This window comes from Cohnella fermenti, assembly GCF_004801405.1.
GTDB classification, from domain to species: Bacteria; Bacillota; Bacilli; order Paenibacillales; family Paenibacillaceae; genus Cohnella; species Cohnella fermenti.
The window spans coordinates 1-25,995 of the sequence record NZ_SSOB01000015.1 but is presented as its reverse complement, the minus strand read 5'-3'; the positions used below and the strand labels follow the sequence as shown (position 1 = coordinate 25,995).

Sequence of the window (25,995 nt, the reverse complement as noted above, 5' to 3'; positions counted from 1 at the left end):
GCCTTATCGGCTAACTTCCTATTGTAATGGGAGGCTGGGCGAACCTAGAATTCGTCGGCAATGTGGAAAAACCTATAGCGAGTCCGTTCCGTCCATGCGTACGAATCCCGATAGTCCCAATAGCGGTGACGGCTGCTCACCGTGTTCGCGTTGACCAGCGGCATCCCGTCCGGGGTGAACGCCACGACGATCGTGTTGTGCTGGAATCGTCCGTTGCCGTCCCAGTCGTAGCAGATCACATCGCCCGGCATCAACTGCTGCGGCGATTCCACAAGCTCCGCGCGAAGTCCGAAGGTTCGGGGCTGGGAGAGATAAGTCTGAAGCGCGTTCGCCACAGCCCAACTGTAGCTCCACAGCTCCTGGCCGTTCGCCCTGCCCTTGTACCACCAGCCCGATTCTCTTCTCCCAGTATAGTTCATCGGCGCCCCCCCTGCAAAGATGCACTGGGAGACGTAATTCGTGCAATTCACCTCGAAATTCTCGTACGACGGATTCGCCTCGTCCCACCATTGCTCCGCATAGGCGACGACGTCTTCCCGGCGATAAACAGCCCCTCGCCGCGAAGGGTCGAACCAGCCCTCGCCCCAGCCGCTGCGGCCGATTCCGGGGCCGGCTAGCACTCTCGACCGGGCCCTGCTGTCCTGGCCCGCCAGGACAAGCGGCATGGACGGAATAACCGTCCTTCTCCCCCAGCCGTAACCGGCCGACGAATCCTCTCCGCCCCCCGGCCACTCCTCCGCGGCATTCTCCGCGGCCACCGGCTCGATCCGGTCGATCCGCCAACGGCTGCCGGTCCTTACGAAGCGAATGCGCTCCTGCTCCGCTCTCTCCTCCAGCCATGGAAGCTGATCCTGCTCGTACGAGCGAATCAGATGGAAGCGGACGACGCAGGTCGCCTCCGCCGCCTTCTCCTCCTTGCTGATCAACCGCGCCCTCATCTCGCTGCGAAGCGGCTTCATGCGAATGCCGCCCTCCCGCCGCGCAAGCGCCTGCGACCGCTTCAAGAGGCGCAGCCGGTGCTCGGCATCGGGCACGGATCGATACGGTTCCGCATTCCCCGCCAGCCCATCTTCGTTTAACGTGTTCACATATTCCACCAGCGCTTTTTTCCACCCGTTATCCTTGTCCGCCACCTTGCTTCCTCCCTCCGCTCGCCGCAGATGGTGCCCGATCCATCCTATGCTCGAACGCACACACTCATGCCGGGTAAAAAAATAATCGGAACAAACGAGAAGAAGCTGCGACGGATGAACGGAGGTTCGAATGTGGAATCCTAGTTCGGATGTGCCGGGCAAACTTTCGAACTTTCCGTGAACTTTCCGCGCCGGAAGGCGAATTTCGTCTTTACGGACAACGGTCAAAACGTTATACTTACTAATGGAGAAAGTGTTTTTGAAATCGAGTTTCGTAGAATGAAACTCCATCAGGAGGCTGATTGAATTGTCCAACCTGCCGTATCAGGTTCAGGCAACGCTGCAGGCCGCCGGTAAGTCGTACCGGTACTACGACCTGCAAGGTCTGGAACAGCAAGGTCTTGGCCCCGTGTCCAAGCTGCCGTTCTCGATCAAGGTTCTGCTCGAAGCCGCTATCCGCCAATTCGACGGACGCGCGATTACCCTCGAGCACGTCAAGCAACTCGGCAACTGGGCGAATGGACGCGAGGATAAGGAGATCCCGTTCATTCCGGCTCGTATCGTGCTTCAAGACTTCACCGGCGTACCGGTTGTCGTCGACCTGGCCGCCATGCGCGAGACCGTCAAGCAAGCCGGCGGCGATCCGAAGCGGATCAACCCGCTCGTTCCGGTTGACCTTGTTATCGACCACTCCGTCATGGTAGACGCATTCGGCACCCCCGACGCGCTTCAATACAACATGGACATCGAGTTCGAGCGCAACGAGGAGCGCTATCGCTTCCTGCGCTGGGCGCAAACGGCGTTCGACAACTTCCGCGCGGTTCCTCCGGCAACGGGCATCGTTCACCAGGTCAACCTGGAGTACCTGGCTTCCGTAGCCGCCACGAAGACGAAGAACGGCGTCACCGAAGTGTATCCGGACTCCCTCGTCGGAACGGACTCCCACACGACGATGATCAACGGTCTGGGCGTCGTGGGCTGGGGCGTCGGCGGCATCGAAGCCGAAGCCGGCATGCTCGGCCAACCGCTGTACTTCGTTATGCCTGAAGTTATCGGCTTCCGCCTGACGGGCAGCCTGGCAGAAGGCGCGACGGCGACCGACCTGGCTCTGACCGTTACCCAGATGCTCCGCAAGAAGGGCGTTGTCGGCAAGTTCGTCGAGTTCTTCGGCTCCGGCCTGTCCAACATCAGCCTGGCCGACCGCGCGACGGTCGCCAACATGGCTCCGGAATACGGCGCGACGGTCGGCTTCTTCCCGGTCGACTCCGAGACGCTGAACTACATGCGCCTCACGGGCCGCGAAGACAGCCAGCTTGAGCTCGTCGAAGCTTACTACAAGGCGCAAGGCATGTTCCGCACGGACGAGACTCCGGACCCGGTGTTCACCGACATCCTCGAGCTTGACCTGTCGACGATCGTGCCGAGCCTTGCCGGACCGAAGCGTCCGCAAGACCGCGTCGAACTGACTTCCATGAAGGAAGAGTTCAACAGCATCATCCGCACGCCGATCGACAAGGGCGGCTACGGCCTCACCGAAGAGAAGATTGTGGCGACGGCCGACGTTCACCACAAGAACGGCAAGTTCAGCCAGCTCAAGACGGGCGCCGTCGTTATCGCGGCGATCACGAGCTGCACGAACACGTCCAACCCGAGCGTTATGCTGGGCGCCGCTCTCGTCGCGAAGAAGGCGGTCGAGCTTGGCCTGACCAAGCCGGAATATGTCAAGAGTTCCCTGACTCCGGGCTCGCTTGTCGTCACCGATTACCTGACCAAGTCCGGCCTGCTTCCTTACCTTGAGAAGCTCGGCTTCTACGTTGCCGGCTACGGCTGCGCAACTTGCATCGGCAACTCCGGCCCGCTTCCGGACGAAGTCAGCGAAGCGATCGCCGACAATGACCTGACCGTCGCCGCCGTGCTGTCCGGCAACCGGAACTTCGAAGGCCGCGTTCACGCCCAGGTCAAGGCGAACTACCTGGCGTCTCCGCCTCTCGTCGTCGCTTACGCACTCGCGGGCACAGTCAACATCGACCTGGCCAACGAGCCGATCGGCACGAGCAAGGACGGCGAAGCGGTCTACCTGAAGGATATCTGGCCGACGAACGCAGAGATCCAGGAAGCCGTTCGCTCCTCGCTCTCGCCGGACATGTTCCGTGCGAAGTACGAGAATGTGTTCACGCAGAACGAACAATGGAACCAAATTCCGGTTCCGAAGGGCGAGCTGTACGAGTGGGACGAGAAGTCCACGTACATCGCGAATCCGCCGTTCTTCACGGGCCTGGGCGCCGAAGCGGGCGACATCGTCGACATCAAGCATGCCAACGTTATGGCGCTGATGGGCGATTCCGTCACGACGGACCACATCTCCCCTGCCGGCAACATCAAGGCCGACAGCCCTGCGGGCAAGTACCTGATCGAGCACGGCGTCGACAAGAAGGACTTCAACTCCTACGGGTCCCGCCGCGGTCACCACGAGGTCATGATGCGCGGTACGTTCGCGAACATCCGCATCCGCAACCAAGTGGCTCCGGGAACGGAAGGCGGCGTCACGACTTACCTGCCTACGGGTGAAGTGATGTCCATCTACGACGCTTCGATGAAGTACCAAGCGTCCGGCACGAACCTTGTCGTCATCGCCGGCAAGGAATACGGCACCGGCTCCTCCCGCGACTGGGCGGCCAAGGGCACGTTCCTGCTCGGCGTCAAGGCGGTTATCGCCGAGAGCTTCGAACGGATTCACCGCTCCAACCTGGTCGGCATGGGCGTTCTGCCGCTGCAATTCCAACCGGGCTCGAGCTGGAAGACGCTCGGCATCACCGGCCGCGAGAAGTTCGACATCACGGGCCTGAGCAACGACGTCGTTCCCGGCCAGACGGTTACCGTAACGGTTACCCGCGAAGACGGCTCCACGTTCGAATTCCCGGCGATCGTCCGCCTGGATTCGATGGTCGACGTCGACTACTACCGCAACAGCGGCATCCTGCAGACTGTTCTGCGTCAGATGATCGCTAATCAATAATTGTTTTTACGCTGTACCGAAACCATCGGACGGCGGTGCGGGTCTTCCCTGCGCCGCCGTTCTTCTATTCGGTTAGTCGGCGGCCGGGCGATTTGCGATTTTATGCGATTTTTCACATTCGTCGGCCTGAATTTAAGCGGATCGAGACGTTTTATGTGGTTTTTAGCATACATCCAGCACCTCGGGCTCGCAATTCCTCTATGAATGCTGTTTTTCACATATAATCGTTCAAATTGCCCGTTACCGAGCCATGCGAATGTGAAAATTCACATATATTCCCGATATCCGGCGGCGTCCGGCGGTATATGGGGGGGGCATCCGGCGATATACGGCGACGTCGGAGGGGGATCGGGGGCATCCGGCGGTGTCCGAAGCTATCCGGCGGCATCCGGCGGCATTCTCGCGGTACGTGGCGGGCGGCATCTGGCGGAATCAAGCGGCATCGACGGCCCCGGACGACGTTATCCACAGGGACAAGCGCCGGTCGGAAAATTTTGTCTCGGACAATCGAAAGCGTTATAATGGGTATCGGAGGTGAGCCTCGGATGGCTGCTTGGAAGCATTGGATCAGACGCAATTGGACAGCCATTGCCGGAGGACTCGTCGCTGTCGTCTTCGTTGTCGCGTATTATTGGACTTGGCCGTACGTGATCTACGGTCCCGGCTCGGCGGAGCCCGTCCATCCTCGCGTGCAGACGGGACATGAGCTGGACGAGAAGGGCGCCCTGCTGTTCACAACGGTATCCACCCGTTCCAAACCGAACGTGTTCGATCTTATTTACGCCAGGCTCAATCCCCGCATGGATATCAAGACGCAGGAATCGGCGACAGGCGGCACGGTCAACCTGGAAGCCTATCGCAACCTGCTGTACTGGATGCGGGACAACTCCGAGGCGGCGGCGCTGATGGCCGCATACGGGGCGATGAAGGAAGACATTCAGGTCGAGGAGCAAGGAGTCATCGTGCGGGCGTTCCTCGACAATACCGAGGCGCGGCTCCACGGCCTGCAGGAGGGCGACATCATCACCTCGATCGACGGGCAGGACGCGAACACGGCGGAGGCGTTCACGAAGATTCTCGCAGACAAGAAAGCCGGAGATGTCGTGAAGCTGGCCGGAACCCGCGGCGAGAAGACGTTCGAGGTCGAGGTTCCGCTCATCAAGATGGATTCCGGCGCGGCGGGCGTCGGCTTCTACCGCGACTCGGTCGTTAAGGTGACGGTCCCCGATCCGGTCGAGTTCGACTTCGAAGATACGGGCGGTCCGTCGGCCGGGCTGATGATGACGCTCGAGATCGTCGCGCAACTGACCGGCGAAGACTTGACCAAGGGTTACCAAGTCGCCGGTACGGGAACGATAGAAGCCAAGGGCAACGTCGGGCAGATCGGCGGCATCCAGTACAAGCTGATGGCGGCCGATCGCGAGAAGGCGGACTACTTCCTCGTTCCTTACGTCGAATCGGGCGGCTACAGCAACTGGAAGGAAGCCGAGGACACCGTGAAGAAGCTCGATCTGAACCTGAAGCTCGTCAAGGTGTCGTCGCTTCAGGACGCAATCGACTTCCTGCAAGGGCTGGAAGCCAAGAGCTGAACGTTCGGCGCAGCGACATAGCAAGACAGCCTCGACGTCCATCCCGGAATGGAACGGCGAGGTTGTTTTGTTGTTGACACGTTGTTGTTGACACGTTGGAACGAATGGATTATGATTTGTAATGCCTATTAGTTCAATCGGAATTAACAGATTAATACTGGAGGGTTCAGACAGATGAGAAAAAAATGGCGGTCAGGATTAGGTCTATCGGCGGCTGCAGTGCTTGCCTTTACGGTGGCGTGCAGCAATGGCAACAACAATAACGGCGGCTCGAACGCAAGCGGCAGCGCGTCGCCAGCCAATTCATCCACAGCATCGCAGCCGGCTGCGGCCAGCTACAAGGACAGCTTGAAGATCGCCGTGACGGCCCAGCCGCCAACCCTCGATTCCGCGACAACCGCGTCGGCTTTGGCTCTGGATATTGCCGGCAATATTTTCGAAACGTTGTTTACCTTAAACGGGAATTACGAGCCGACCCCGGTGCTGGCCGAGTCGTACGAGAAGAGCGAAGACGGGCTGACGTATACAATCAAGCTGCGCCAAGGCGTGAAGTTCCATAACGGCAAGGAATTGACAAGCGATGACGTCGTTGCGTCGATGAACCGTTGGCTGGCCACCTCCAGCCGCGCGAAGACGCTGCTTGAAGAGGCGAACTTCTCCGCATCGGACGCAACCACGGTTGTGCTCAAGCTCGCGAAGCCGAACCCGGATGTGCTCGTGCTGCTGTCCGCGCAAGCCGCGTTCCCGGCGATCTTCCCGAAGGAAGTCATCGAGGCCGCTCCCGCAGAAGGCATTACCGATTATATCGGCACGGGACCGTACAAGCTTGCGGAATGGAAGCAAGACCAATACATCCACCTTGTTCGCAATGACGACTATGCGAGCCCGGAGGGAGAACCGAGCGGCTTCGCCGGCAAGAAGGAAGCCGCGACTCCGAACATCTATTATTACTTCGTCCCCGACAACGCCACGCGCGTTGCCGGCGTCAAGTCCGGCGAATACGACGTCGCGGACAGCATCCCGACGGAGAACTTCGAGGAGCTGTCTGCGGACAGCAACGTCGCCCTCTCCTCTTATCCGGGCGGCACGCTGACGGCGTTCCTTAACTCGAGCGAGGGCGCGTTCAAGAACGAGAAGCTTCGCCAGGCGGCCGTCGCGGCTCTGAACGATGAAGACATACTGCTCGCAAGCTTCGCGAATCCCGATCTGTACAAGCTCGATCCGGGCTTCATGAATCCGGACCAGACGCAGTGGGCGTCGACGGCCGGCTCCGAGTACTACAACCAGAACGACCAGGAGAAGGCGAAGCAGTTGCTGAAGGACGCGGGCTATAACGGCGAGAAGATCGTTCTGCTGACCACTCCGGACTACAGCGAGATGTACGCAGCCACGCTCGTTATCCAGGAAGAGCTGAAGCAAGTCGGCTTCAATGTCGAGGTGCTGAGCTCCGACTTCGCGACGTTCCTGAAGACGAAGGACGAGCACAGCAAGTGGAATCTGATGGTCACAAGCAACGGCTACCAACTGATCCCGCCTCAACTGCTGGCCGTCACGCAGAGCTGGGTCGGACTGGACGACGCGCAAGTGAAGGCATCGGTCGCGACGATCAGCTCGGAGGCGGACCCGGCAGCGGCGAAGGCGGAATGGGATAAGCTGCAGGGCTATCTGTACGAGCAGGCTTACTCCGCCGTAATCGGCCACTATAACGAGGTTGTCGCCACGAGCAAGAAGGTAGAAGGCTTCAGCCAATTCGTCGGCCCCGTCCTCTGGAACGCGAAGGTCGCGAAGTAATTCGGAGCAGCGGAACCGAATAAAGCTGCGAATCGGAATAAGAATACGAACCATATGAGAACCTGTTCAGGGAGAGTGTTGCGCAGTATAATGGCAGCACTCCTCTCTTTTTTGAAATGAGGGATACCGGTGCTGGCCTATCTTGCTAAACGATTGCTATCCTTAGTCCCCGTTCTGCTGGTCATTACGATCGCGACGTTTATGCTCATTCACATCATGCCGGGCGGCCCCGCCGCCGCAATCCTCGGATTGGAAGCCACGCAATCGGATACCGATGCGCTGAACGAAGCGATGGGCTTCGACCGTCCGATCGCGGAGCAATACATCAACTGGATCGGCGGGCTGTTCCGCGGCGATCTCGGCGACTCGTTGTTCCTGCATCAGCCTGTCGGACAAGCGATCTCGGAGCATCTCGGGCCGACCTTCTCGCTTGCGGTCGTCGCGGAGGTTATCGCCTTGCTGCTGGCGATTCCGCTTGGCATCCTTGCCGCTTACAAGCGGGATTCGGCGCTCGACCAACTGGTGCGCAGCCTCTCGCTTGTCGGAATGGCCGTGCCCGGGTTCCTGCTCGCGCTGTTCCTTATGCTGTTCGTGGGCGTGCGGCTGCACTGGCTTCCGATTGCCGGCTATGCCCCGCTCGCGGACGGCGTCTGGGCGCATTATCGATATCTGATCCTTCCCGGCATCTCGCTCGGAACGATTCAAGCCGCGCTCATCATGCGGATGACCCGCTCCTCCATGCTCGAAGTGCTTCATCTGAATTTTATCAAGACGGTTCGTTCCAAGGGACTTCGCGAGTCCAAGGTGCTGCTTAAGCATGCCCTTCGCAACGCCTTCATTCCGATTCTGACGGTCATCGGGCAGACGTTCGGCACGCTGGTGACCGGGGCGGTCATTATCGAGACGATCTTCAACATTCCCGGAATCGGGCAGCTTGTCATCAATTCGATCGAACGCCGCGACTACACCGTCATTCAAGGCGTCGTTCTGACCGTGACGCTTCTGTACGTCCTCATTAATCTGATCGTCGACCTGCTGTACGGCGCGGTCGATCCGCGAGTCCGGCTGGATCGCAAGTAAGGGAGGCTCGAATGGTGGAAAATATTCACGACCAAAGCCAGTTGGACCGGCTGGGCCAACTGGGCCGCAAGCTCCGCAGGGAACAGCGCCTTCTGAGCTGCTTCCGCCTGCGGACGAATTACGATCTGCTGATCGGCGCAGCCGTGCTTGGGGCGCTTATCGTGCTGGCCTTCATCGGCCCGCTGCTGTCCCCGTACGATCCGCTCGAGATGAAGGTGCTCGATCGCTTGAAGCCGCCGAGCGCGGCGCATTGGCTGGGCACGGACGAATTCGGCCGCGACCTGCTGACCCGCGTTCTGCACGGAGCGCGCCTGTCGCTGGGGATCGGCATTACGGTTACGTTGCTGACGTCGCTGCTGGGCTTGATCATCGGCGTGTACGCGGCGTTCTATAAGCCGCTCGACCATATCCTGATGCGGATCTGCGACGGCCTGATCGCGTTCCCCGGCATCCTGCTGGCGATCGCGCTGATGGCGACGCTCGGCGCTTCCGCGTCGAACGTGATCATCGCCCTGACGATCGTGTTCACGCCCAGCATCGCCCGCACGATTCGTTCGACCGCGCTTGTCGTGCGCGAACAGCCTTATATCGAAGCGATCCGCGCCCAGGGGGCCACGAACGCCCGCATCATCTGGCTGCACATCGCGCCGAACGCGCTGTCTCCGCTGCTCGTTCAAGCGGCGTTCGTATTCGCGGAAGCGATTCTGTCCGAAGCGGCGCTCAGCTTCCTCGGGGCGGGCATTCCCGCGCCTGCGCCGAGCTGGGGCAATATTCTTCAAGCGAGCAAATCCGTCATCTCCAAAGCCTGGTGGATGGTCACGTTCCCCGGCATCGCGCTCGTTCTGTCCGTCCTGAGTCTCAACATGCTCGGCGACGGCTTGCGCGACTTCCTCGACCCGCGTTCGAAGCGCAAGGGCAAAGGAAGTCGGCGAGTCAGGAGGGTCGCTCCATGAGTCAGATGAGTCCTGCAAGCGAGAAGAGCCGAACGAGTCAGATGAGCCGGTCGGGTCAGAAGGACCGGACGGCGCTGCTCGACGTTCGCGGCTTGACGACCCGCTTCGCGACCGAGCGGGGACCGGTTACCGCGGTCGACGGCATCAGTTTTGCGATGGAACCGGGGGAGATCATCGGCATCGTCGGAGAATCCGGCTGCGGCAAAAGCGTCATGTCCCAATCGATCATCCGCCTGCTCGATTATACCGACCACGTCTCGTACGAAGGGGAAGTATGGCTGAGCGGCGAAGAGCTGCTTCGGCTGTCCCCTTCCCGCATGCGCAAGGTGCGCGGCAATCGGGTGTCGATGGTGTTCCAGGACCCGCTCACCTCGCTCGACCCGCTCTACCCGATCGGCGACCAGATCGCCGAGAGCCTCCGCCAGCATCGGCGCCTCTCCCGCAAGGAGGCGCAGGCAAGGGCGCTGGAGCTGCTGAGGATGACGGGCATTCCTTCGCCGGAGCAGCGTATCAAGGAATACCCGCATCAACTGTCCGGAGGTATGCAGCAACGGGTCATGATCGCGATTGCGCTCGCCTGCGAACCGCAACTGCTTATCGCCGACGAACCGACGACGGCGCTCGATGTGACGATTCAAGCGCAGATTCTGGAGTTGATCGTGGAGTTGAACCGCAGGCTCGGCATGGGCGTGCTGTTCATCACCCACGATCTCGGCGTCGTCTCGGAGATCTGTACGAGCGTCAAGGTCATGTACCTCGGCCAGATTGTCGAAGAGATGACGACGGCCCGGCTATTCGCGAATCCGCTCCATCCGTACACGCAGGGGCTCATTCGTTCGATTCCGCGGCTGGACGGCGATCGGCGGCGGAAGCTTCATGTCATTGAAGGAACGGTTCCTTCTCTTGCCGACCGGCCGGAAGGCTGCAAGTTCGTGACGCGCTGCCCGTATGCGGATGCCAAGTGCCGAAGCGAGGAGCCTCCGCTCGAGACGGCGGAGGAAGGCCATCGGCTGAAGTGCTGGTATTATCGAGAAATTCGGAGCGGCGCAAGGGAGGCGACCCAATATGGCGAATGAGCCGGAGGCAAGAAAACCGCTTCTGGAAGTCAAGGCGCTCTCGAAGAAATTCCCGGTATACGGTTCGTTCGGCCGGCTGTTCGGTGCGAAGCAATACGTGCACGCCGTCACCGATGTGTCGTTTACGCTGTACGAGGGCGAGACCTACGGACTTGTCGGCGAATCCGGATCGGGCAAGAGCACGACCGGCCGCACGATTCTGGGGCTGACGCCCGTGACGTCCGGCGAGGTTCGTTATCGCGGCCAGGACTTGGCCAAGCTGCCGCCGAAGCAGTTGCGCAAGCTGCGCCGGGAGCTGCAGATGGTGTTCCAGGACCCGTATTCCTCGCTTAACCCGCGCAAGCGGATCGGCCGGATTCTGGAGGAGGCTCTTGTCATCCACCGGATTGACGATCGCCAGCGGCGGCAGCAAGCGGTGTTCCGCATTCTGCAGATCGTCGGCTTGCAGCCGGAGCATTACTTCCGGTACCCGCACGAGTTCTCGGGCGGGCAGCGCCAACGGCTCGGGCTTGCGCGCGCGCTGATTCTCCAGCCGCGAATCGTTGTGTGCGACGAGCCGGTATCGGCGCTCGACGTCTCGATCCAGTCGCAGATTCTGAACATGCTGCGAGAGCTTCAGGGAGAGCTTGGGCTGACGCTGCTGTTCATCACCCACGACATCAGCGTCGTGCGCTATATCTCCGATCGCATCGGCATCATGTACCTGGGCCGAATCGTCGAAGAAGCGCCGACCGACGCCTTGTTCGCGAACCCGCAGCACCCTTATACGAAGGCGCTGTTCTCCGCGGTTCCGCGAATCTCGGAACGCGGCCTCAAGGAGCGCACGGTGCTGAAGGGCGAGATTCCGTCGCCGCTGTCCCCGCCGTCCGGCTGCGTGTTCCACACGCGCTGCCCGCTGGCGACGGACCGCTGCCGAAGCGAAGCCCCGGCATGGCGCGAGACGAAGCCTCAGCATCACACAGCCTGTCATTACGCATAAGCACAAGAAAGGGATGGTTATCCATGACGATTATTAAACGGGTAGAAGGACAAGACGCGGTATTTAACGGGGCAGGCAAGCAGGTGGCAGGCGCCCATGCGCCCAATGAGAACGGCTTGTCGCCGAAGGAACTGCTGGAAGCGGCGCTCGGGCTGTGCATCTCGATCTCGATGCAGAAGATGCTGAGCTTCGACAACATCAGCTACGACAAGGATTCGATCCAGGTCGAGGTCATCGGCGTCAAGCCGGAGAACAAGCGGGACAATCGCTTTGCGTCGTTCGACGTGCGCGTCGCCTATCCGCCGGGGCTGGACGCCGATTACAAAGCGAAGCTGCGAGACGTCGTCGAGCGGGCTTGCACGATCAGCAACACGCTGCGTGCGGAAGCGACGGTCGAGCTTGTCGAGGTCCCGGCGGCGGAATAAGGGCCGGACGACAGCGGGGCAGCACGCTCAGCCGATCATGGCGCCCATGCGCTTCGCCGCACCGACGATCGCCGGTGCGGACTCCAGCATGGAGTCCGGCGTCAGCCGGTTCGACGGCCCCGACACGGACAGCGCGGCGAACAGCTTGCCGTTGCGCCCGAAGATCGGCGCGGAGATCGCCGCCGCTCCCGGCTCGCGCTCCTCGAAGCTCGTCGCGTAGCCCGCCCGCGCGATCTCGCGCAATTGCTCCTTGTACGTCTCGGGGCTGAGCGAGGCCGGCCAGGACGGATCGTGGAGCAGCAGGTCCTGCACCTCCGGCTCGGCGAACGCGAGCAGAATCTTGCTCGAGGCGCCGACCGAGAGCGGCAGGCGCGCGCCGACCGGGGCGACCCGGCGGATCGCCTGCTGGCTCTGCACCGCCTGAATCCGCACGCGATCCTTCCGGTCGCGAACGTACAGGCTGATCGTCTCGCCGAGCTGGTCCCGCAGCCGCTCCATCTCTCCGATCAGCATAAGCGCCGGGTCGTCCTCCCGCTGCAGGCTCGCCGACAGCTCCAGCACACGCAGCCCGAGCCGATACTTCTCCGTCGCTTCATCCCGGATGACGAAGCCCCGATGCTCCAGCGTCGCCAGCAGCCGGAACACGGTGCTCTTGTGCAGGCCGACCCGCTGCGAGATCTCCGTCAAGCCAAGGTCGTTGCCCGCGGTGAAGGTCAGCAGCACGTCCAGCGCCCGCTCTACCGCCCGTATCGTTTGCTTCTCCTCTTCCATCTCCACTCGCCTTCTTCCGTTCCACTCTACGAAACATTGGTACACCTAGTATAACGCAATTGGGCAAAACCGTAAACGTTGCCAGCACCTCATTACAGTTCGATTACAGCCCTTTAACAAAACGGAGGAGGCCGTTGACGCCTCCTCTTCTCGCTTCTACCATGGAAGAATAAGAGTTTTCTCATTATTCTCTCATCCTTGCGCGGAGGCGACCCCCATGACGACCACCACAATGACACCCGCCGCTTGGGAGAGTCCTCCCTACTCGCCCGTTCCCGAGCTCCCCTCCCCCGGGCTCCCTTCCATAAAGAACCGAACCCGCTCCCGAATTCGCCGTCTTGTGCTCGTTGCTTCGGTTTTTCTCGGCTGCGCGGTCTTTATCCTGTTCGCCTTCTTCCTGATCGTCGCCTGGTCCTTCGCCCATCCGTCCGTTCCCGCGCTTCAGTCCAATCCGCTGCTCGCCAAGGGGCTGATGTACGAGGAGGTGAGCTTCGCGAGCCAAGACGGCGCCTCCGAGGTCAGCGGCTGGTGGATTCCCGCGTCCGGGGAACGCACCGTCGTCCTGAGCCACGGGTACGGGACGAACCGCGAGGAAGCCTGGGTGCCGATGTATGACATCGCCTCCATGCTGCACGGCCAGGGCTACAACGTCCTGATGTTCGACTACGGCTATGCCGATTCCGCGAACCGCCTTCCGGCTACCGGAGGAGTCAGCGAGTCCCAGCAACTGCTAGGCGCCCTCCAGCTTGCCAAGGAGAAGGGCGGCGGGGAACTCGTCGTCTGGGGCTTCTCGATGGGTGCGGGAACGGCGCTGCAAGCCGCGCTGCAGACCGACCTGATCGACGGGATGATTCTGGACAGCACCTTCCTCGCCGACGCGGACACGATCTACGCCAACATCCGCAACTACGCGAACCTGCCGAAGACGCCGACGGTCCAACTGCTCAGCCGCTTCCTGCCGCTGTTCACAGGCACGAGGCTCAGCCAGATTCCGTCCGCGCAGGCTCAGCTAACCGATTACGGCATTCCCATTCTGCTTATTCACGGCACGGAGGACGACAAGGCGCCGCTCTCCGTCTCCGAGAACGTCGCCGCCGCCCAGACGAACCCGCTGTCCGAGCTGTGGCTCGTTCCGGGCGCCATTCACGAGATGATTTACCGGACTCACCCGGAGGAATATGTCGCTCGCACGACGGCGTTCCTTCAGGCTATTGAAGCTGTGGGTACGGGGGATACGAGAGCTTCCTGAGGGGTCTTGGGTCTTCTCTTAATGATCCGCTTCGTTGCCGGCTTCCGCCGCCGCGGCTTCGTCATAGCGTATGGTGCGGTTGCGCCCCCCCTGCTTCGCCTGGTACAGAGCGACGTCCGCTTGCCCGAACAGATCCTCGATCGTCAGCGCCCTCGCGGGATAACTGGAGATTCCGAGCGACAGCGTCATCGGCCGGCCCGTCGGGCTGATCTCGCTCTCGATGCGCCCGCGCAGCCGTTCGGCGATCTCATAAGCTTCGTCATCCGAGCGATAGGGAAGCAAGAAGACGAACTCCTCTCCGCCGTATCGGCAGCAATAGTCGTTCTTCCCCTTCTCCTCCAGCATACGCCCGGCAAGGAAGCGCAGCACCTCGTCTCCCATCTGATGGCCGTACGTATCGTTCACGGTCTTGAAGCGGTCCAGGTCCATCATGACGATGGAGAACGGCACGCCCTCCGCCGCCCAGCGGGCGACGATCTCGTCCATCAGCCGACGGTTCGTGAGGCCGGTCAGCGGGTCGGTATGCGCTTGATGCGAATATTCCTCCGCCCGTCGGTCCAGCAGCCGGAACGCTTCGTTCACCGCGCTGTACAGCTCGCTTGTCTCATAGTTCCAGTGCCGGATGTCCGGCAGTTGCACCGTCTTCGCCGTGCCCGAAGTCAGATTGGATGCCAGATGGGCCAGACGGTTGAGCGGAGAGGACAAGCGCTGCGAGATAAAAATAACGATAAGCAGCAGAATCACCATGAACGGAGCGCTGATCAGCGCGACCTTCCCGATCACCGCATCGACGCTCTTCGTGACGACGACTGCCGGCGTCTGGGAGACGATCCCCCATCCGACCGCCGGAATGTAAGCCGCCCCCGCCAGAAACTTCACGTGCTGCGAGTTGACAACCGACATCTGCCCGCTGCGGCCGCTCAGAAGAAGCTTCACGATCGCATTGTCCGACACATTCTCGCCGACCCGCTTCGGATCGGGATGGTAGATCAGATTGCCGTTCGAATCCACGACATAATAGTAGGAGCCGTTCTCGTTCTCCCCCTGCTGCCCGAGAATCTTCTGGAACACGTTCGGTTCCTGCAGATACACCGAGCCCCCGATGAAGCCCGCATAATTCCCTTGCGCATCGTAAATCGGAGAGCTGGCGAGAATGATCAGCCGGCCTGTTGACGCCGCCGTGTAAGGCTCGGAGATCAGCGGCTGCTTCAATTGCAGCGCCTGCTTCGCCTGGTCGGAGCTTAACGTCGTCCCCTTCAGCGCCAGCGCTTCCGGAGAGGTCGCCGTCACGACGCCCGCCTCGTTCACGAGAACGACCGAATTGAAGTAGGGCACCGACACGCGCAGAAAATCAATCTGATGCTGAAGGTCCTCTTGCTTCCATTGCCCGCTCGAGATGTAGTCGGACGCCGACTTCAGCGTATCCTGCATGGATTGTACGATCGTCTGCGTGGTGCGGCTCAGTTCGTTCGCCGTAATCCGATTAAGCTCCAGCGTATTCTCGGTCAGCGACTTCTTCTGCGTCGTGTAGCCGATCGTCAAGCTAAGCGCGAAGCTGACAATAACGGCCGAGAACACGAGGATTATAATAATCAAGGAGAGCCGAATTCCGGACCTCTCCTCGTTGCGATGGGCTGGTTTGGTTGGTTTGGTTGGTTTGGTTGGTTTGGTTGGTTTGGTTCGCTTGGTTGGCTTGGTTGGCTTGGTTGGCTTGGTTGGCTTGGTTGGCATGGCCGGCATGACTGGCACGGGCAAGTTTGACACCCCAATTCTGTAGACCTAGTCCAAAAGCACCATTCGACACAATATGAGCTTTTGAATTCTCATTTTAGCATATCGGTCATCGTACAGTAAGTCCCGACTTCGCTCCCGGCCTCGTTCGACGCCATAGCTCGTCAAGAATGCCCTCTGATCCGGCGGTTCAGGCAATTTTATATGATTTTTCACATTCGTGCGGCTCGATATCGGGTGGTTTGGGCGATTCTATGTGAAAAATAGCATTCATGGAGGAATTTCGAGCTTGAGGTGCCGGATGTATGCTAAAAATCATATAAAACGCCTCGATTCCCTCTGGATTCAAGCCGGCGAATGTGAAAAACCGCATAAAATGGAGGGAGAGGCGTCCTCAAGCCGGACACGAACAGTCCGGTCATCGTCCGGCAATTGTTCTATCGGATGGAATCATTGACCCCACCCATTCTTGCATAGAACAGCGCCGGAACCATCGTCAACGATGTTCCGGCGCTGCTTGTACTTGTCGGAAAAAGATTATAGGCTCCAGTCCAGCTTGACTTCGCTGCCGGTGCGGGACGACTCGTAGATGGCGTCGATGATCAGGTTGCTGCGAAGGCCCGTCTCCGCAGCGGTCCAAGGCGCCTTGCCCTCGCGCACGCACTCGAGGAAGTGACGGCTCAGGCGGATGCGGCCGCCTTCGTCGTGCTCCGGAGCGGACATCGGGATGTCGACCGCCTGATCGAAGCGCTCCGTCAGGAACTTGCCTTCGTTGCCGCGCAGGAAGGCGCCGCCCTCGGTGCCCATGAGGTGAACGAACGGAGCGCTGTCCGTGTTCATGTGAACCGCCCAGCTCACTTCGAGCGTAAGCGAGGAGCCGTCCTCCATCTTGATGATGGCCGTCGCCAGGTCCTCGACGTCATACTTGCCGTTCCAGTCCGGCTTGCCCCAACTGCCGATGCCGCGCTTCTGCGGACCGAATTCCGCATAGGTCGAGCCGTAGACCGATACCGGCTTCGGATCGCCCATGAGATGGAAGGCGAGATCGAGCATGTGAACGCCGATGTCGATCAGCGGGCCGCCGCCGGACTCTTCGTACTTGGTGAACCAGGTGCCCCAGCCCGGGATTCCCTTGCGGCGGTACCAGCCGGTCTTCGCCGTATAGATGCGGCCGAGCTCTCCGCGGTCGACCTGAGCCTTCACCTGCAGAGGGAGCCATTCCCATCTCATCTGGTGGGCTACCATCACGATTTTGCCGGAACGCTGCTGTGCGCGGACGATATCCTTAGCCGCCTCGGAGTTGAGGCCCATCGGCTTCTCAAGCAGAACATGCTTGCCGCTCTCCAGCGCCAGAATCGCCAGCGGGGCGTGAGCCTTGTTCGGGACGGCGACGATGACCGCGTCAATGTCGTCGCGGGCGATGAGCGCTTCCGGGGAAGGAGCGACACTCGCGATGCCGTATTGCTCGGCGCGCTGCTCCGCCAGCGGAAGGAACGTGTCCGTGATCGCGACGATCTCGCATTCCGCAGGCAGCTTGCCGAATTCTTGCAGGTGCACGTTGCCGATATTGCCCGCGCCGATCAGGCCGATGCGGATTTTGTTAGCGCTTGCGCTTGTCATAATAAAGAAAGCCTCCGATGCTCATAAGGTAACGGTGCCTGTCGCTGCTTGCCGGCGTCCGAACTTGCCGCCCGACCGCACCGCGTTGCTACACCGTTATCATACTGCAAACCGGGAGGCGAATTCGATGTTCGATTTAGCCCTATTTATATCCCGCATGGGCATGGTTGTCCGGACAGTTGGGAGCTCTTGGGCGATATTCCGATGAATCTCGGCCATGCGGGCAGGCTGGTTACTCTCTTGCTCGTCCTTGAGTCCTCACGACTCAACTGCGGCGGCCCGGCAGCTCTCGGTTGAGTGTCCCGAGCCGGAGCTGCCGGTCTGCTCGCGGGCCGCGTTCACGATTGCCCGCGCCCGGCGCATCTCGTCGTCGCCCGGCGTCGGCACTCCCTCGAGCGGATAGTCCTTGCCGAGCTGCGCCCACTTGTAGACGCCCATCCGGTGATACGGAAGCAGCTCGACCTTGGAGACGTTGCCGAGCTCGCCGATGAAGCGGCCGAGACGCGTCAGGTCCTCGTAGCCGTCGGTTACGCCCGGAATAAGCACGTGGCGAATCCATGCCTCTTGCTTGCGGGCGGCGAGCCGCTTGGCGAACGTCAGAATCCGATCGTTCGGCTGGCTCGTTAAGGCGGCATGCCGCTCGCGGTCCATCAGCTTCAGATCGAGCAGGACAAGATCGGTCGCGTCGATCAGCTCCTCCGCATGGCGCGGGTCGCAGAAGCCGGAGGAATCGAGCGCGGTGTGCAGCCCCCAGCGCGCCTTGCACTCGCGGAACAGGCGGGCGACGAACGGCGCCTGCAGCGTCGGCTCTCCCCCCGTTACGGTGATGCCCCCGCCGGATCGGGTGTAGTAGGGGACGTAGGGCTCGATCTCCGCCAGCACCTCGTCCACGCTCATCCACCTGCCGGTGTCCGTGCTCCACGTATCGGGGTTATGGCAGAAGCCGCATTGCAAAGCACAGCCTTGCATAAACAATACGAAGCGAATGCCGGGGCCGTCTACGGTGCCGAACGTATCCATCGAATGAATGCGTCCCTTCGAATGCATGGCTCGTCACGCTCCTCTCTCTTGCCGTACGAGGACGGCCGGCGTCGACATGATCACCAAACCGCCCGTCCCCTCTTCCTAGCCAGCCGACGAGCCGCCGCCCACTTCTCCTCAGATGCTGCCGTGGAACGTTCGGTTGATGACATCGAGCTGCTGCTCTCTCGTCAGCTTGATAAAGTTGACCGCATAACCGGAGACGCGAATCGTCAGTTGCGGGTACTGCTCCGGATGCTCCATCGCGTCAAGCAGTTGCTCGCGGTTGAACACGTTCACGTTCAGATGGTGGCCGCCGCAGACCGAGTAGCCGTCGAGCAGCGACACCAGATTGTCCTTGCGCGCAGCTTCCTCCCGGCCGAGCGCCTTCGGAATGATCGAGAATGTGTTCGAGATGCCGTCCCGGCAGCTCTCGTACGGGATCTTGGCGACTGAGCCGAGCGAGGCGAGCGCTCCCTTGCGGTCCCGACCGTGCATCGGGTTCGCGCCCGGAGCGAACGGTTCGCCGGCATGGCGGCCGTCCGGCGTGCTGCCCGTCTTCTTGCCGTAGACGACGTTCGACGTAATCGTCAGCACCGACAGCGTCGGAATCGAGCCGCGGTACGTCTTGTGCTTGCGCAGCTTCGCCATGAAGGTCTCGGCGAGTCCAACGGCAATGGCGTCGACCCGATCGTCGTTGTTGCCGTACTGCGGGTATTCGCCTTCGATCTCGAAGTCCGTCGCGATTCCTTGCTCATCCCGGATCGGCTTCACCTTGGCGTACTTGATCGCGCTCAGGCTGTCGGCGACGACCGACAGGCCCGCGATGCCCGTCGCCATCGTCCGCACGATCTCGCGGTCGTGCAGCGCCATCTCGACGCGCTCGTAGCAATACTTGTCGTGCATGTAGTGAATGACGTTGAGCGTGTTGATGTACAGCCCCGCCAGCCAATCAAGCACCTCGTCGTACCGCTTCATTACGTCGTCGTAGTCAAGCGTCTCCGCCAGCAACGGCTCCCGCTTCGGCCCGATCTGGATGCCGAGCTTCTCGTCGACGCCGCCGTTGATCGCGTACAGCAGCGCCTTCGCCAGGTTGGCCCGCGCTCCGAAGAACTGCATCTGCTTGCCGATCCGCATCGCGGACACGCAGCAGGCGATGCCGTAGTCGTCGCCGAATTCGGGACGCATCAGCTCGTCGTTCTCGTACTGAATGGAGCTCGTCTCGATCGACACCTTCGCACAGTATCGCTTGAACGCTTCCGGCAGCATCTCCGACCAGAGCACCGTCAGGTTCGGCTCCGGCGCCGGGCCGAGGTTGTACAGCGTATGAAGGAAGCGGAACGAGTTGCGGGTCACGCGCGTTCGGCCGTCAAGCCCCATGCCGCCGATCGACTCGGTCACCCAGGTCGGGTCGCCGCTGAACAGCTCGTTGTAGTCCGGCGTGCGGAGGAACTTGACCAGCCTCAGCTTCATCACGAAGTGGTCGACGAGCTCCTGTGCCTCCCGCTCCGTCAGCGTCCCTTCGCTCATGTCCCGCTCGATATAAATATCGAGGAAGCTGGACACGCGGCCCAGGCTCATCGCGGCCCCGTTCTGTTCCTTGATCGCCGCCAGGTAAGCGAAGTAGACCCATTGCACCGCCTCGCGGGCGCTCGCGGCCGGACGGGAGATATCGAAGCCGTAGGAAGCGGCCATCCGCTTCAGCTCCTGCAGAGAGCGGATCTGCTCGGACAGCTCCTCCCGGAGCCGAATGGCATCCTCCAGCATCGCCCCGTTCTCCAGCTCGATCAGGTCCCGCTTCTTCTCCGCGATCAGCTTGTCGACGCCATAGAGCGCCACCCGGCGGTAGTCTCCGATGATGCGCCCGCGTCCGTACGCGTCCGGCAGGCCGGTAATGATCGCCGCCTTGCGGGCGTTCCTCATCTCCGTCGTGTAGGCGTCGAACACGCCCTGGTTATGCGTCTTCCGAACCTCCGTGAACAGCCGCTCGATCTCCGCCGGCAGCTTGTAGCCGTAGGCCTCGCACGCATCGACGACCATCCGGATGCCGCCGTACGGCTGAATCGAGCGCTTCAGCGGCGCGTCGGTCTGCAAGCCGACAACCGTCTCCAGGTCGCGGTCGATATAACCCGGCCCGTGGGAGGTGATCGTGGACACCGTGTTCACGTCCACATCAAGCACCCCGCCATTGTCCCGCTCCAGCTTCATCAGCTCGAGAATTTGTGCCCACAGCGCCTCCGTCGCCTCCGTCGGAGGAACGAGGAAGCCCTCGTCCCCCTCGTACGGAGTCACGTTCAAGGCGAGGAAGCCGGCGACATCGGTCTTCTCCTGCCACTCGCCTTCCTTGAATCCGCGCCACGGACTCCTCTCCGTCAGAATTTGCCTCACTTCATCCTCCAGCTTGGACATGCTGCCCATCCTCCTTCGATTGTGTTACCGCCCTCGGACGCCTAGAACCTCCCGTAGAACGCGTCCCGGTACACCTCGGCCAGCTCGGTCACGAGCGGCATGCGCGGGTTCGCCGTCGTGCACTGGTCCTCGAACGCCCGGTCGGCCAGCCCGTCGACCCGCGCCTCGAAGTCGGCCGGATCGAAGCCGAGGTCGGCGAACCTCTCGGGAATGCCGAGCGACGCGTTCAGCTTGCGGATCGCCGCGATCAGGCTCGCGACGCCCTCCTCCGTCGTCTTCGCCGGCAGCCCGAGCATGCGGGCGATCTCCGCGTAGCGAAGGTCGGCGACGAAGCGCCCGTACTTCGGGAACGACGCGAACTTCGTCGGCTTCTGCGCGTTGTACCGGATAACATGCGGCATCAGAATCGCATTCGTCCGGCCGTGAGCGGTATGGTACTGGCCGCCCCACTTATGCGCAAGCGAGTGATTGATCCCCAGAAAAGCATTCGCGAAAGCCATGCCCGCAATCGTCGAGGCGTTGTGCATTTTCTCCCGGGCGTACGGATCGGCGGTGTGGAACGACTTCTCGAGGTGCTCGAACACGAGGCGGATCGCCTGCAGCGCCAGCCCGTCCGTGTAGTCGTTCGCCATGACCGACACGTAAGCCTCGATGGCGTGCGTCAGCACGTCCATACCCGTATCGGCGACCGCCGTCTTCGGCAGCGAGTAGACGAATTCCGGGTCGATGATCGCCACGTCCGGCGTCAGCTCGTAATCGGCGAGCGGATACTTCGTGTTGCCCTTGTTCTTGTCGGTGATGACTGCGAACGAGGTCACCTCCGAGCCGGTGCCCGACGTCGTCGGGATCGCGACGAACTTCGCCTTGCGGCCAAGCCGCGGGTACTTGTAGACGCGCTTGCGGATGTCGAGGAACTTCATCTTCAGCGAATCGAAGCTCGTCTCCGGGTACTCGTAGAACAGCCACATCGCCTTCGCCGCATCCATCGGCGAGCCGCCGCCGAGCGCGATGATGCAGTCCGGCTTGAACGACGCCATAAGCGCCGTGCCCCGCTCGACCGTATCCGTCGAAGGGTCGGGTTCGACGTCCGAGAATACCTCGAGATGCACCGGCAGCTTCCGCTTGCGCAAGTAATACTCAAGCTTCTCGACGTAGCCGAGCTTCACCATCATCGCGTCGGTGACGACCATAATCCGCGAGATGTCCGGCATCTTCTCCAGGTACTGCGTCGCGCCCCGCTCGAAGTACACCTTCGGCGGAACCTTGAACCACTGCATGTTGACCGTTCGTCTCGCCACTCTTTTCACATTGATGAGGTTCACCGCGGACACGTTCGACGTCGTCGAGTTGTGCCCGTAGGAGCCGCATCCGAGCGTGAGCGAAGGGAGATTCGTATTGTAAATGTCGCCGATAGCGCCGTGGGTCGATGGAGCGTTGACGATGATCCGGCCGGTCTGCAGCCTGGCGGAGAACGCCCGGATGACGGCCTCGTCCTGGCTGTGAATAACCGACGAGTGACCCATCCCGCCGTAAGCGACGACCTCGGCCGCCCGCTGGATGCCCTCTGCTGCGTCCTTGACCTTATAGTAGGCGAGCACCGGGCTCAGCTTCTCGGCGGACAGCGGATAGGCGTCCCCGACTCCCGTAAGCTCCGCAACAAGAATCTTGGTTCCTTCCGGCACCTTGACGCCCGCCAGCTCGGCGATCTTGAAGGCCGGTTGGCCGACGATCACGGCGTTGACCGCGCACTTCTCCGGGTTGATGACAAGCCGCGACACCGCCTCCGTCTCCTCCTTGTTCAGGAAGCAGCAGCCGTTGTTCTTCATCAGCTTGCGCACTTGGGCGTCCGCAGGCTCCTCGACGATGACCGCCTGCTCCGACGCGCAGATCATGCCGTTGTCGAACGTCTTGGACAGAATCAGGTCGGTCACCGCCCGCTCCAGATCCGCCGTCTTCTCGATGAAGCACGGCACGTTGCCGGGCCCGACGCCGAGCGCCGGCTTGCCGGTGCTGTACGCCGCCTTCACCATCGCGGAGCCGCCGGTTGCCAGCACTAGTGCGACGCCGGGGTGATTCATGAGCAGATTCGTCGCCTCGACCGACGGGGACTCGATCCACTGGATGCCATGCTCCGGCGCCCCCGCCTTCACCGCCGCGTCCCGCAGCGTCTTCGCCGCCTCCGAGCTGGAATGCTGCGCCGACGGATGGAATGCGAAGATGATCGGGTTGCGCGTCTTCGCCGCGATCAGCGACTTGAACATCGTCGTGGACGTCGGATTCGTCACCGGAGTGACGCCGGCGATGATGCCGACCGGCTCGGCAACCTCCTGATAGCTCTCGTAGGGATTATCCTCGATGACGCCGACCGTCTTGCCGTACTTGATGCTGTGGTAAATATACTCCGTTGCGAACAGATTCTTCGTGATCTTGTCTTCGTACACGCCGCGTCCCGTCTCTTGTACCGCCAGCTTCGCCAGCTCCATGTGCCTCTCTACGCCCGCCAGCGCCATTGCCTGAATGACGGAATCGACTTGCTCCTGATTCAGCGACAAATAAGCTTCTCTTGCTGCCATTGCCCTCGTTACCAAAGCCTCGACTTCCTCCGCCGCCGTGCGCTTCACGGGCGGCAAGCTCTCCTTGACAGCCATGGTCTCTCCCCTCCAGGGACAACAAATTGGTCAATGCGGCTTCGGCGTCCCGCGGCGGCGCAGAAGCGGTTCCTATCCAGCCCGGCCGTTCTCTCAGTGTCCGGCGTCTCTGTCTCCGATGTCTCTGTCTGCGGCCTCTCTGTTCCGAGCTGCTGCCTTGAGCGTACTCCCAGGCCATCTTGCGCAACTATGACATGAATCACACCCGGATCGATTGCGTCTCCGCCCGCCACATTTCCGCCATTCCTTGCGGTATGCCTTCCGTTATGCTTTCCGTTGCTCCTTCCGCCGCGCCTTGCATCATGCCTCTCGTCATGTTTTCCGTCATGTTTTCCGCCATGTCTTCCGTCGAGCCTCCCGTGGCTCCTCCCGATACACCTCCCGTTGCGCCTGCAGCCGCGCCGCCGCCCAACGGCCCCGCGTGCGCCTTCGTTCCGCGAACCGTCTCCACAAAATCAAACGAGATGCCATGCTGAGAGAATTCGCTTGCGGACACTTCTCCCCACCTCAAGCGGCGCGGCAGATCGGCGAGCGACGCCCTTCCCTCCTCGACCATCGCGGCGACGCGCGGCGCGCATTCGCAGTCATACAGCCCGTGCAGCGGATGCGGCCCGTCCCCGTCTGACGGCCATACCGCATCCAAGTGGTCGGACAGTCTTGTCAGCATAAGCCGTGCCGCCGCCGGGGAGAGCTTCGGCATGTCGCTGCCGACGACCCATGCGTAACGCTGCTGGGCGAGGGAGAGTCCCGCCGCCAGTCCGCCCAGCGCGCCTCTTCCCGGCATATAGTCGGACACGATGCGCACCGGCGGCGAGACGACCGGGAGATACGACTTGGGCGCTCCCGTCACGACGACAATCTCCCGGCACAGCTCGCTCATCAAGCGAATCTGCCTGTCGAGAATCCGCTCTCCCTCGTAAGGGAGCAGCGCCCGATTCCTTGTCCTCATTCCTCCTCCCGCTCCGCCGGCCAGAATGATCCCGCTTACCATGGCGCCTCCCTCCTCTTCCTCCCTCGGAGCTCAAGACCGCTTGAACGCCTCATCCGAACCGCCTTCCTTTCCTCCCTGTATCGAGCGAACACACCCCTATTTAACGACGGAACGGCCCCCGATTCAGTGACTTTTGTCATTCGCGTGACGCTTGGCGCATAAATCAGGGTTTTCCCCCCGTTGATTTCAGTCGATTCCCTCATAACCGTACCCTCTCCATTCCAGTAGAATAGAATCATAAAGAGTTAAGGAGCGTGAATCGAATGAGCGCGATCGCCCACAACGCGGCTTCCCATAACCAGAACCCGACTGCCCGACTGCCGATCTCCAGCGACGGGGTGAACGGCACCGCCCAGTTCTTCTCGGCCGACAGCTTCGCCAAGCTGCAGAGCATCATGTACCGCAAGCCGATCGAGAAGGGCACCGTTCTCTTCTGGGAGGGAGACCCCGCCGACAAGCTCCTCTTCGTCCGCAGCGGCCGGATTCGCATCACGAAGACGTCCGACACCGGTCGCAGCATGACGCTCTATCTGCTGCAGAAGGGCGATCTGTACGGACAGCCCGAGCCGTTCGCGAACCCGGTCCACGCGTTCAGTGCGGAGGTGCTGGAGGATGGGGAGATCGGCGTCATGCAGATGGCGGACCTGGAGGTATTGCTGTGGCAGCATGGGGATCTGGCGATCGAGTTCATGAAGTGGATGGGCCTCATGCATCGGATGACGCAGACCAAGTTCCGCGACCTGATGCTGTACGGCAAGTCCGGCGCGCTCTGTTCGCTGCTTATTCGACTGTGCAACACGAACGGGATTCAAGAGAAGGAAGGCACCTACATCGCGCTGAAAATAAGCCACGCAGAAATGGCCGACATGATCGGAGCGACGCGGGAGTGCGTGAACCGGATGCTTGCGGACCTGAAGAAGGACAACGTCCTCACGGTAAAGGACGGGCATCTGCTCATCAAGGATATCCCCTACCTTCGCGGCGTCTGCCGGTGCGACCAATGCCCGGTGGAGATTTGCCGGCTCTAAGCGGGTAGGCGCAGCTCTCGCCGCAATGCCCGCAGGCCGATTGGGGCCAGTTAGGGAACGCCTCCGAATCCGAAGCTCGTCGATCCATTCGCCGCCCTTGAGCCGATTCCTCATGCGATTGTATGTGATTTTTCGCATTCGGCGGCTCGGGTTTTGAATGGATCGCGGCATTTTATACGGTTTTTCGCATACAATCGGCAGTTTGAGCCAGGTTTGCCGCCATGTATGCGGTTTTTCGTTACTACTTAGGTACCGGGGATAACAAGTGTGCCGCGAAAAGCGTCGGTTAGCGAGGAGAGAACGGGGAGTTTTTGTTTAATCAACGTGGAGATGACGCTCCGTAAACGCGCAAACGTGATGGCACCCGCTTGCGTTCGAAACGCACCCGAGACTTTCTGTTTCACCTTGACCATCCGCAGATCGCGTTCCGCCTGGTTATTGTCAAACGGAATTTCGGGTCGCCGAAGAAACAAGAGAATCGCCTCT

General features: G+C 61.1%; 19 protein-coding genes. 10 read left to right on the top strand and 9 right to left on the bottom strand.

From position 1 onward, the window contains the following. Nucleotides 1–44: 44 nt before the first annotated feature. On the bottom strand, nucleotides 45–1,133 hold the full coding sequence (locus E6C55_RS13405; RefSeq protein ID WP_230986674.1) for an amidase domain-containing protein: 1,089 nt from the start codon (nucleotides 1,131–1,133) through the stop codon (nucleotides 45–47). 301 nt (nucleotides 1,134–1,434) lie between these two features. Between E6C55_RS13405 and acnA the strand changes: the two genes are divergently transcribed. The 8 genes from acnA (at nucleotide 1,435) to E6C55_RS13365 (ending at nucleotide 12,042) form a co-directional block, all read left to right on the top strand. Beyond that, entirely contained in the window at nucleotides 1,435–4,149 is a 2,715-nt protein-coding gene (acnA, locus tag E6C55_RS13400) for an aconitate hydratase AcnA (RefSeq protein ID WP_136370306.1), read from the top strand. Nucleotides 4,150–4,694: 545 nt separating this feature from the next. Further along, a complete protein-coding gene (locus E6C55_RS13395) occupies nucleotides 4,695–5,738 on the top strand; it encodes a YlbL family protein (protein WP_168735625.1) in 1,044 nt (347 codons plus the stop codon). A 174-nt stretch (nucleotides 5,739–5,912) separates the two neighbouring features. Continuing rightward, nucleotides 5,913–7,529 (top strand): ABC transporter substrate-binding protein, encoded by a 1,617-nt coding sequence (locus E6C55_RS13390; protein ID WP_136370304.1) that lies wholly within the window; start codon nucleotides 5,913–5,915, stop codon nucleotides 7,527–7,529. A 129-nt stretch (nucleotides 7,530–7,658) separates the two neighbouring features. Then, nucleotides 7,659–8,609: an ABC transporter permease gene (locus E6C55_RS13385; protein WP_136370303.1), complete on the top strand. Its 951-nt coding sequence runs from the start codon at nucleotides 7,659–7,661 to the stop codon at nucleotides 8,607–8,609. A gap of 11 nt (nucleotides 8,610–8,620) precedes the next feature. Beyond that, on the top strand, nucleotides 8,621–9,562 hold the full coding sequence (locus E6C55_RS13380; RefSeq protein ID WP_136370302.1) for an ABC transporter permease: 942 nt from the start codon (nucleotides 8,621–8,623) through the stop codon (nucleotides 9,560–9,562). A gap of 41 nt (nucleotides 9,563–9,603) precedes the next feature. Then, a complete protein-coding gene (locus E6C55_RS13375; RefSeq protein WP_136370403.1) occupies nucleotides 9,604–10,638 on the top strand; it encodes an ABC transporter ATP-binding protein in 1,035 nt (344 codons plus the stop codon). Beyond that, the gene (locus E6C55_RS13370) at nucleotides 10,628–11,617 is read left to right on the top strand and encodes an ABC transporter ATP-binding protein (protein WP_136370301.1); all 990 of its coding nucleotides are present in this window, start codon (nucleotides 10,628–10,630) and stop codon (nucleotides 11,615–11,617) included. Before E6C55_RS13375 ends, E6C55_RS13370 begins: the two co-directional genes overlap by 11 nt. 23 nt (nucleotides 11,618–11,640) lie before the next feature. Continuing rightward, nucleotides 11,641–12,042 (top strand): OsmC family protein, encoded by a 402-nt coding sequence (locus tag E6C55_RS13365; protein ID WP_136370300.1) that lies wholly within the window; start codon nucleotides 11,641–11,643, stop codon nucleotides 12,040–12,042. Between the two features lie 27 nt (nucleotides 12,043–12,069). On the opposite strand, the gene E6C55_RS13360 is transcribed toward E6C55_RS13365, so the two are convergent. Further along, complete coding sequence (locus E6C55_RS13360) at nucleotides 12,070–12,813, bottom strand: IclR family transcriptional regulator (RefSeq protein ID WP_136370299.1); 744 nt, start codon at nucleotides 12,811–12,813, stop codon at nucleotides 12,070–12,072. Nucleotides 12,814–13,030: 217 nt separating this feature from the next. Here E6C55_RS13360 and E6C55_RS13355 point away from each other — a divergent pair, with 217 nt between their 5' ends. Continuing rightward, nucleotides 13,031–14,062 carry an alpha/beta hydrolase gene (locus tag E6C55_RS13355; protein WP_230986673.1) on the top strand — a complete coding sequence of 344 codons (1,032 nt, stop codon included), beginning with the start codon at nucleotides 13,031–13,033 and terminating at the stop codon, nucleotides 14,060–14,062. Nucleotides 14,063–14,080: 18 nt separating this feature from the next. Here the strand turns inward: E6C55_RS13355 and E6C55_RS13350 are convergent, their stop codons facing one another. The 6 genes from E6C55_RS13350 to mobA form a co-directional block, all read right to left on the bottom strand. After that, nucleotides 14,081–15,658 (bottom strand): diguanylate cyclase, encoded by a 1,578-nt coding sequence (locus E6C55_RS13350; RefSeq protein ID WP_168735624.1) that lies wholly within the window; start codon nucleotides 15,656–15,658, stop codon nucleotides 14,081–14,083. A gap of 672 nt (nucleotides 15,659–16,330) precedes the next feature. Next, entirely contained in the window at nucleotides 16,331–17,413 is a 1,083-nt protein-coding gene (locus tag E6C55_RS13345; protein ID WP_136370297.1) for a Gfo/Idh/MocA family protein, read from the bottom strand. 258 nt (nucleotides 17,414–17,671) lie between these two features. Continuing rightward, nucleotides 17,672–18,460 carry a pyruvate formate-lyase-activating protein gene (gene pflA / locus E6C55_RS13340; protein ID WP_136370296.1) on the bottom strand — a complete coding sequence of 263 codons (789 nt, stop codon included), beginning with the start codon at nucleotides 18,458–18,460 and terminating at the stop codon, nucleotides 17,672–17,674. A 111-nt stretch (nucleotides 18,461–18,571) separates the two neighbouring features. Next, nucleotides 18,572–20,842 (bottom strand): formate C-acetyltransferase, encoded by a 2,271-nt coding sequence (gene pflB, locus E6C55_RS13335; protein WP_136370295.1) that lies wholly within the window; start codon nucleotides 20,840–20,842, stop codon nucleotides 18,572–18,574. A gap of 41 nt (nucleotides 20,843–20,883) precedes the next feature. After that, nucleotides 20,884–23,490, bottom strand: a complete 2,607-nt coding sequence (adhE, locus tag E6C55_RS13330; RefSeq protein WP_136370294.1) for a bifunctional acetaldehyde-CoA/alcohol dehydrogenase — start codon at nucleotides 23,488–23,490, stop codon at nucleotides 20,884–20,886. 199 nt (nucleotides 23,491–23,689) lie between these two features. Then, nucleotides 23,690–24,481 (bottom strand): molybdenum cofactor guanylyltransferase, encoded by a 792-nt coding sequence (gene mobA / locus E6C55_RS13325; protein WP_136370293.1) that lies wholly within the window; start codon nucleotides 24,479–24,481, stop codon nucleotides 23,690–23,692. 263 nt (nucleotides 24,482–24,744) lie between these two features. Between mobA and E6C55_RS13320 the strand changes: the two genes are divergently transcribed. Further along, entirely contained in the window at nucleotides 24,745–25,509 is a 765-nt protein-coding gene (locus tag E6C55_RS13320) for a Crp/Fnr family transcriptional regulator (protein WP_136370292.1), read from the top strand. A 245-nt stretch (nucleotides 25,510–25,754) separates the two neighbouring features. Here E6C55_RS13320 and E6C55_RS13315 read toward each other — a convergent pair. Further along, nucleotides 25,755–25,995: IS66 family transposase (locus E6C55_RS13315; RefSeq protein WP_230986672.1), on the bottom strand; the 241-nt coding region annotated here is incomplete at its 5' end.

Bases quoted from the DNA above. Each gene is read 5' to 3' on its own strand.
- E6C55_RS13320 (WP_136370292.1), top strand. From the start codon at position 24,745: ATGAGCGCGATCGCCCACAACGCGGCTTCCCATAACCAGAACCCGACT.
- E6C55_RS13345 (WP_136370297.1), bottom strand. From the start codon at position 17,413: ATGACAAGCGCAAGCGCTAACAAAATCCGCATCGGCCTGATCGGCGCG.
- E6C55_RS13375 (WP_136370403.1), top strand. From the start codon at position 9,604: ATGAGCCGGTCGGGTCAGAAGGACCGGACGGCGCTGCTCGACGTTCGC.
- E6C55_RS13355 (WP_230986673.1), top strand. From the start codon at position 13,031: ATGACGACCACCACAATGACACCCGCCGCTTGGGAGAGTCCTCCCTAC.
- E6C55_RS13370 (WP_136370301.1), top strand. From the start codon at position 10,628: ATGGCGAATGAGCCGGAGGCAAGAAAACCGCTTCTGGAAGTCAAGGCG.
- E6C55_RS13380 (WP_136370302.1), top strand. From the start codon at position 8,621: ATGGTGGAAAATATTCACGACCAAAGCCAGTTGGACCGGCTGGGCCAA.
- pflB (WP_136370295.1), bottom strand. From the start codon at position 20,842: ATGTCCAAGCTGGAGGATGAAGTGAGGCAAATTCTGACGGAGAGGAGT.
- pflA (WP_136370296.1), bottom strand. From the start codon at position 18,460: ATGCATTCGAAGGGACGCATTCATTCGATGGATACGTTCGGCACCGTA.
- mobA (WP_136370293.1), bottom strand. From the start codon at position 24,481: ATGGTAAGCGGGATCATTCTGGCCGGCGGAGCGGGAGGAGGAATGAGG.
- E6C55_RS13365 (WP_136370300.1), top strand. From the start codon at position 11,641: ATGACGATTATTAAACGGGTAGAAGGACAAGACGCGGTATTTAACGGG.
- E6C55_RS13395 (WP_168735625.1), top strand. From the start codon at position 4,695: ATGGCTGCTTGGAAGCATTGGATCAGACGCAATTGGACAGCCATTGCC.
- E6C55_RS13390 (WP_136370304.1), top strand. From the start codon at position 5,913: ATGAGAAAAAAATGGCGGTCAGGATTAGGTCTATCGGCGGCTGCAGTG.
- adhE (WP_136370294.1), bottom strand. From the start codon at position 23,490: ATGGCTGTCAAGGAGAGCTTGCCGCCCGTGAAGCGCACGGCGGCGGAG.
- E6C55_RS13360 (WP_136370299.1), bottom strand. From the start codon at position 12,813: ATGGAAGAGGAGAAGCAAACGATACGGGCGGTAGAGCGGGCGCTGGAC.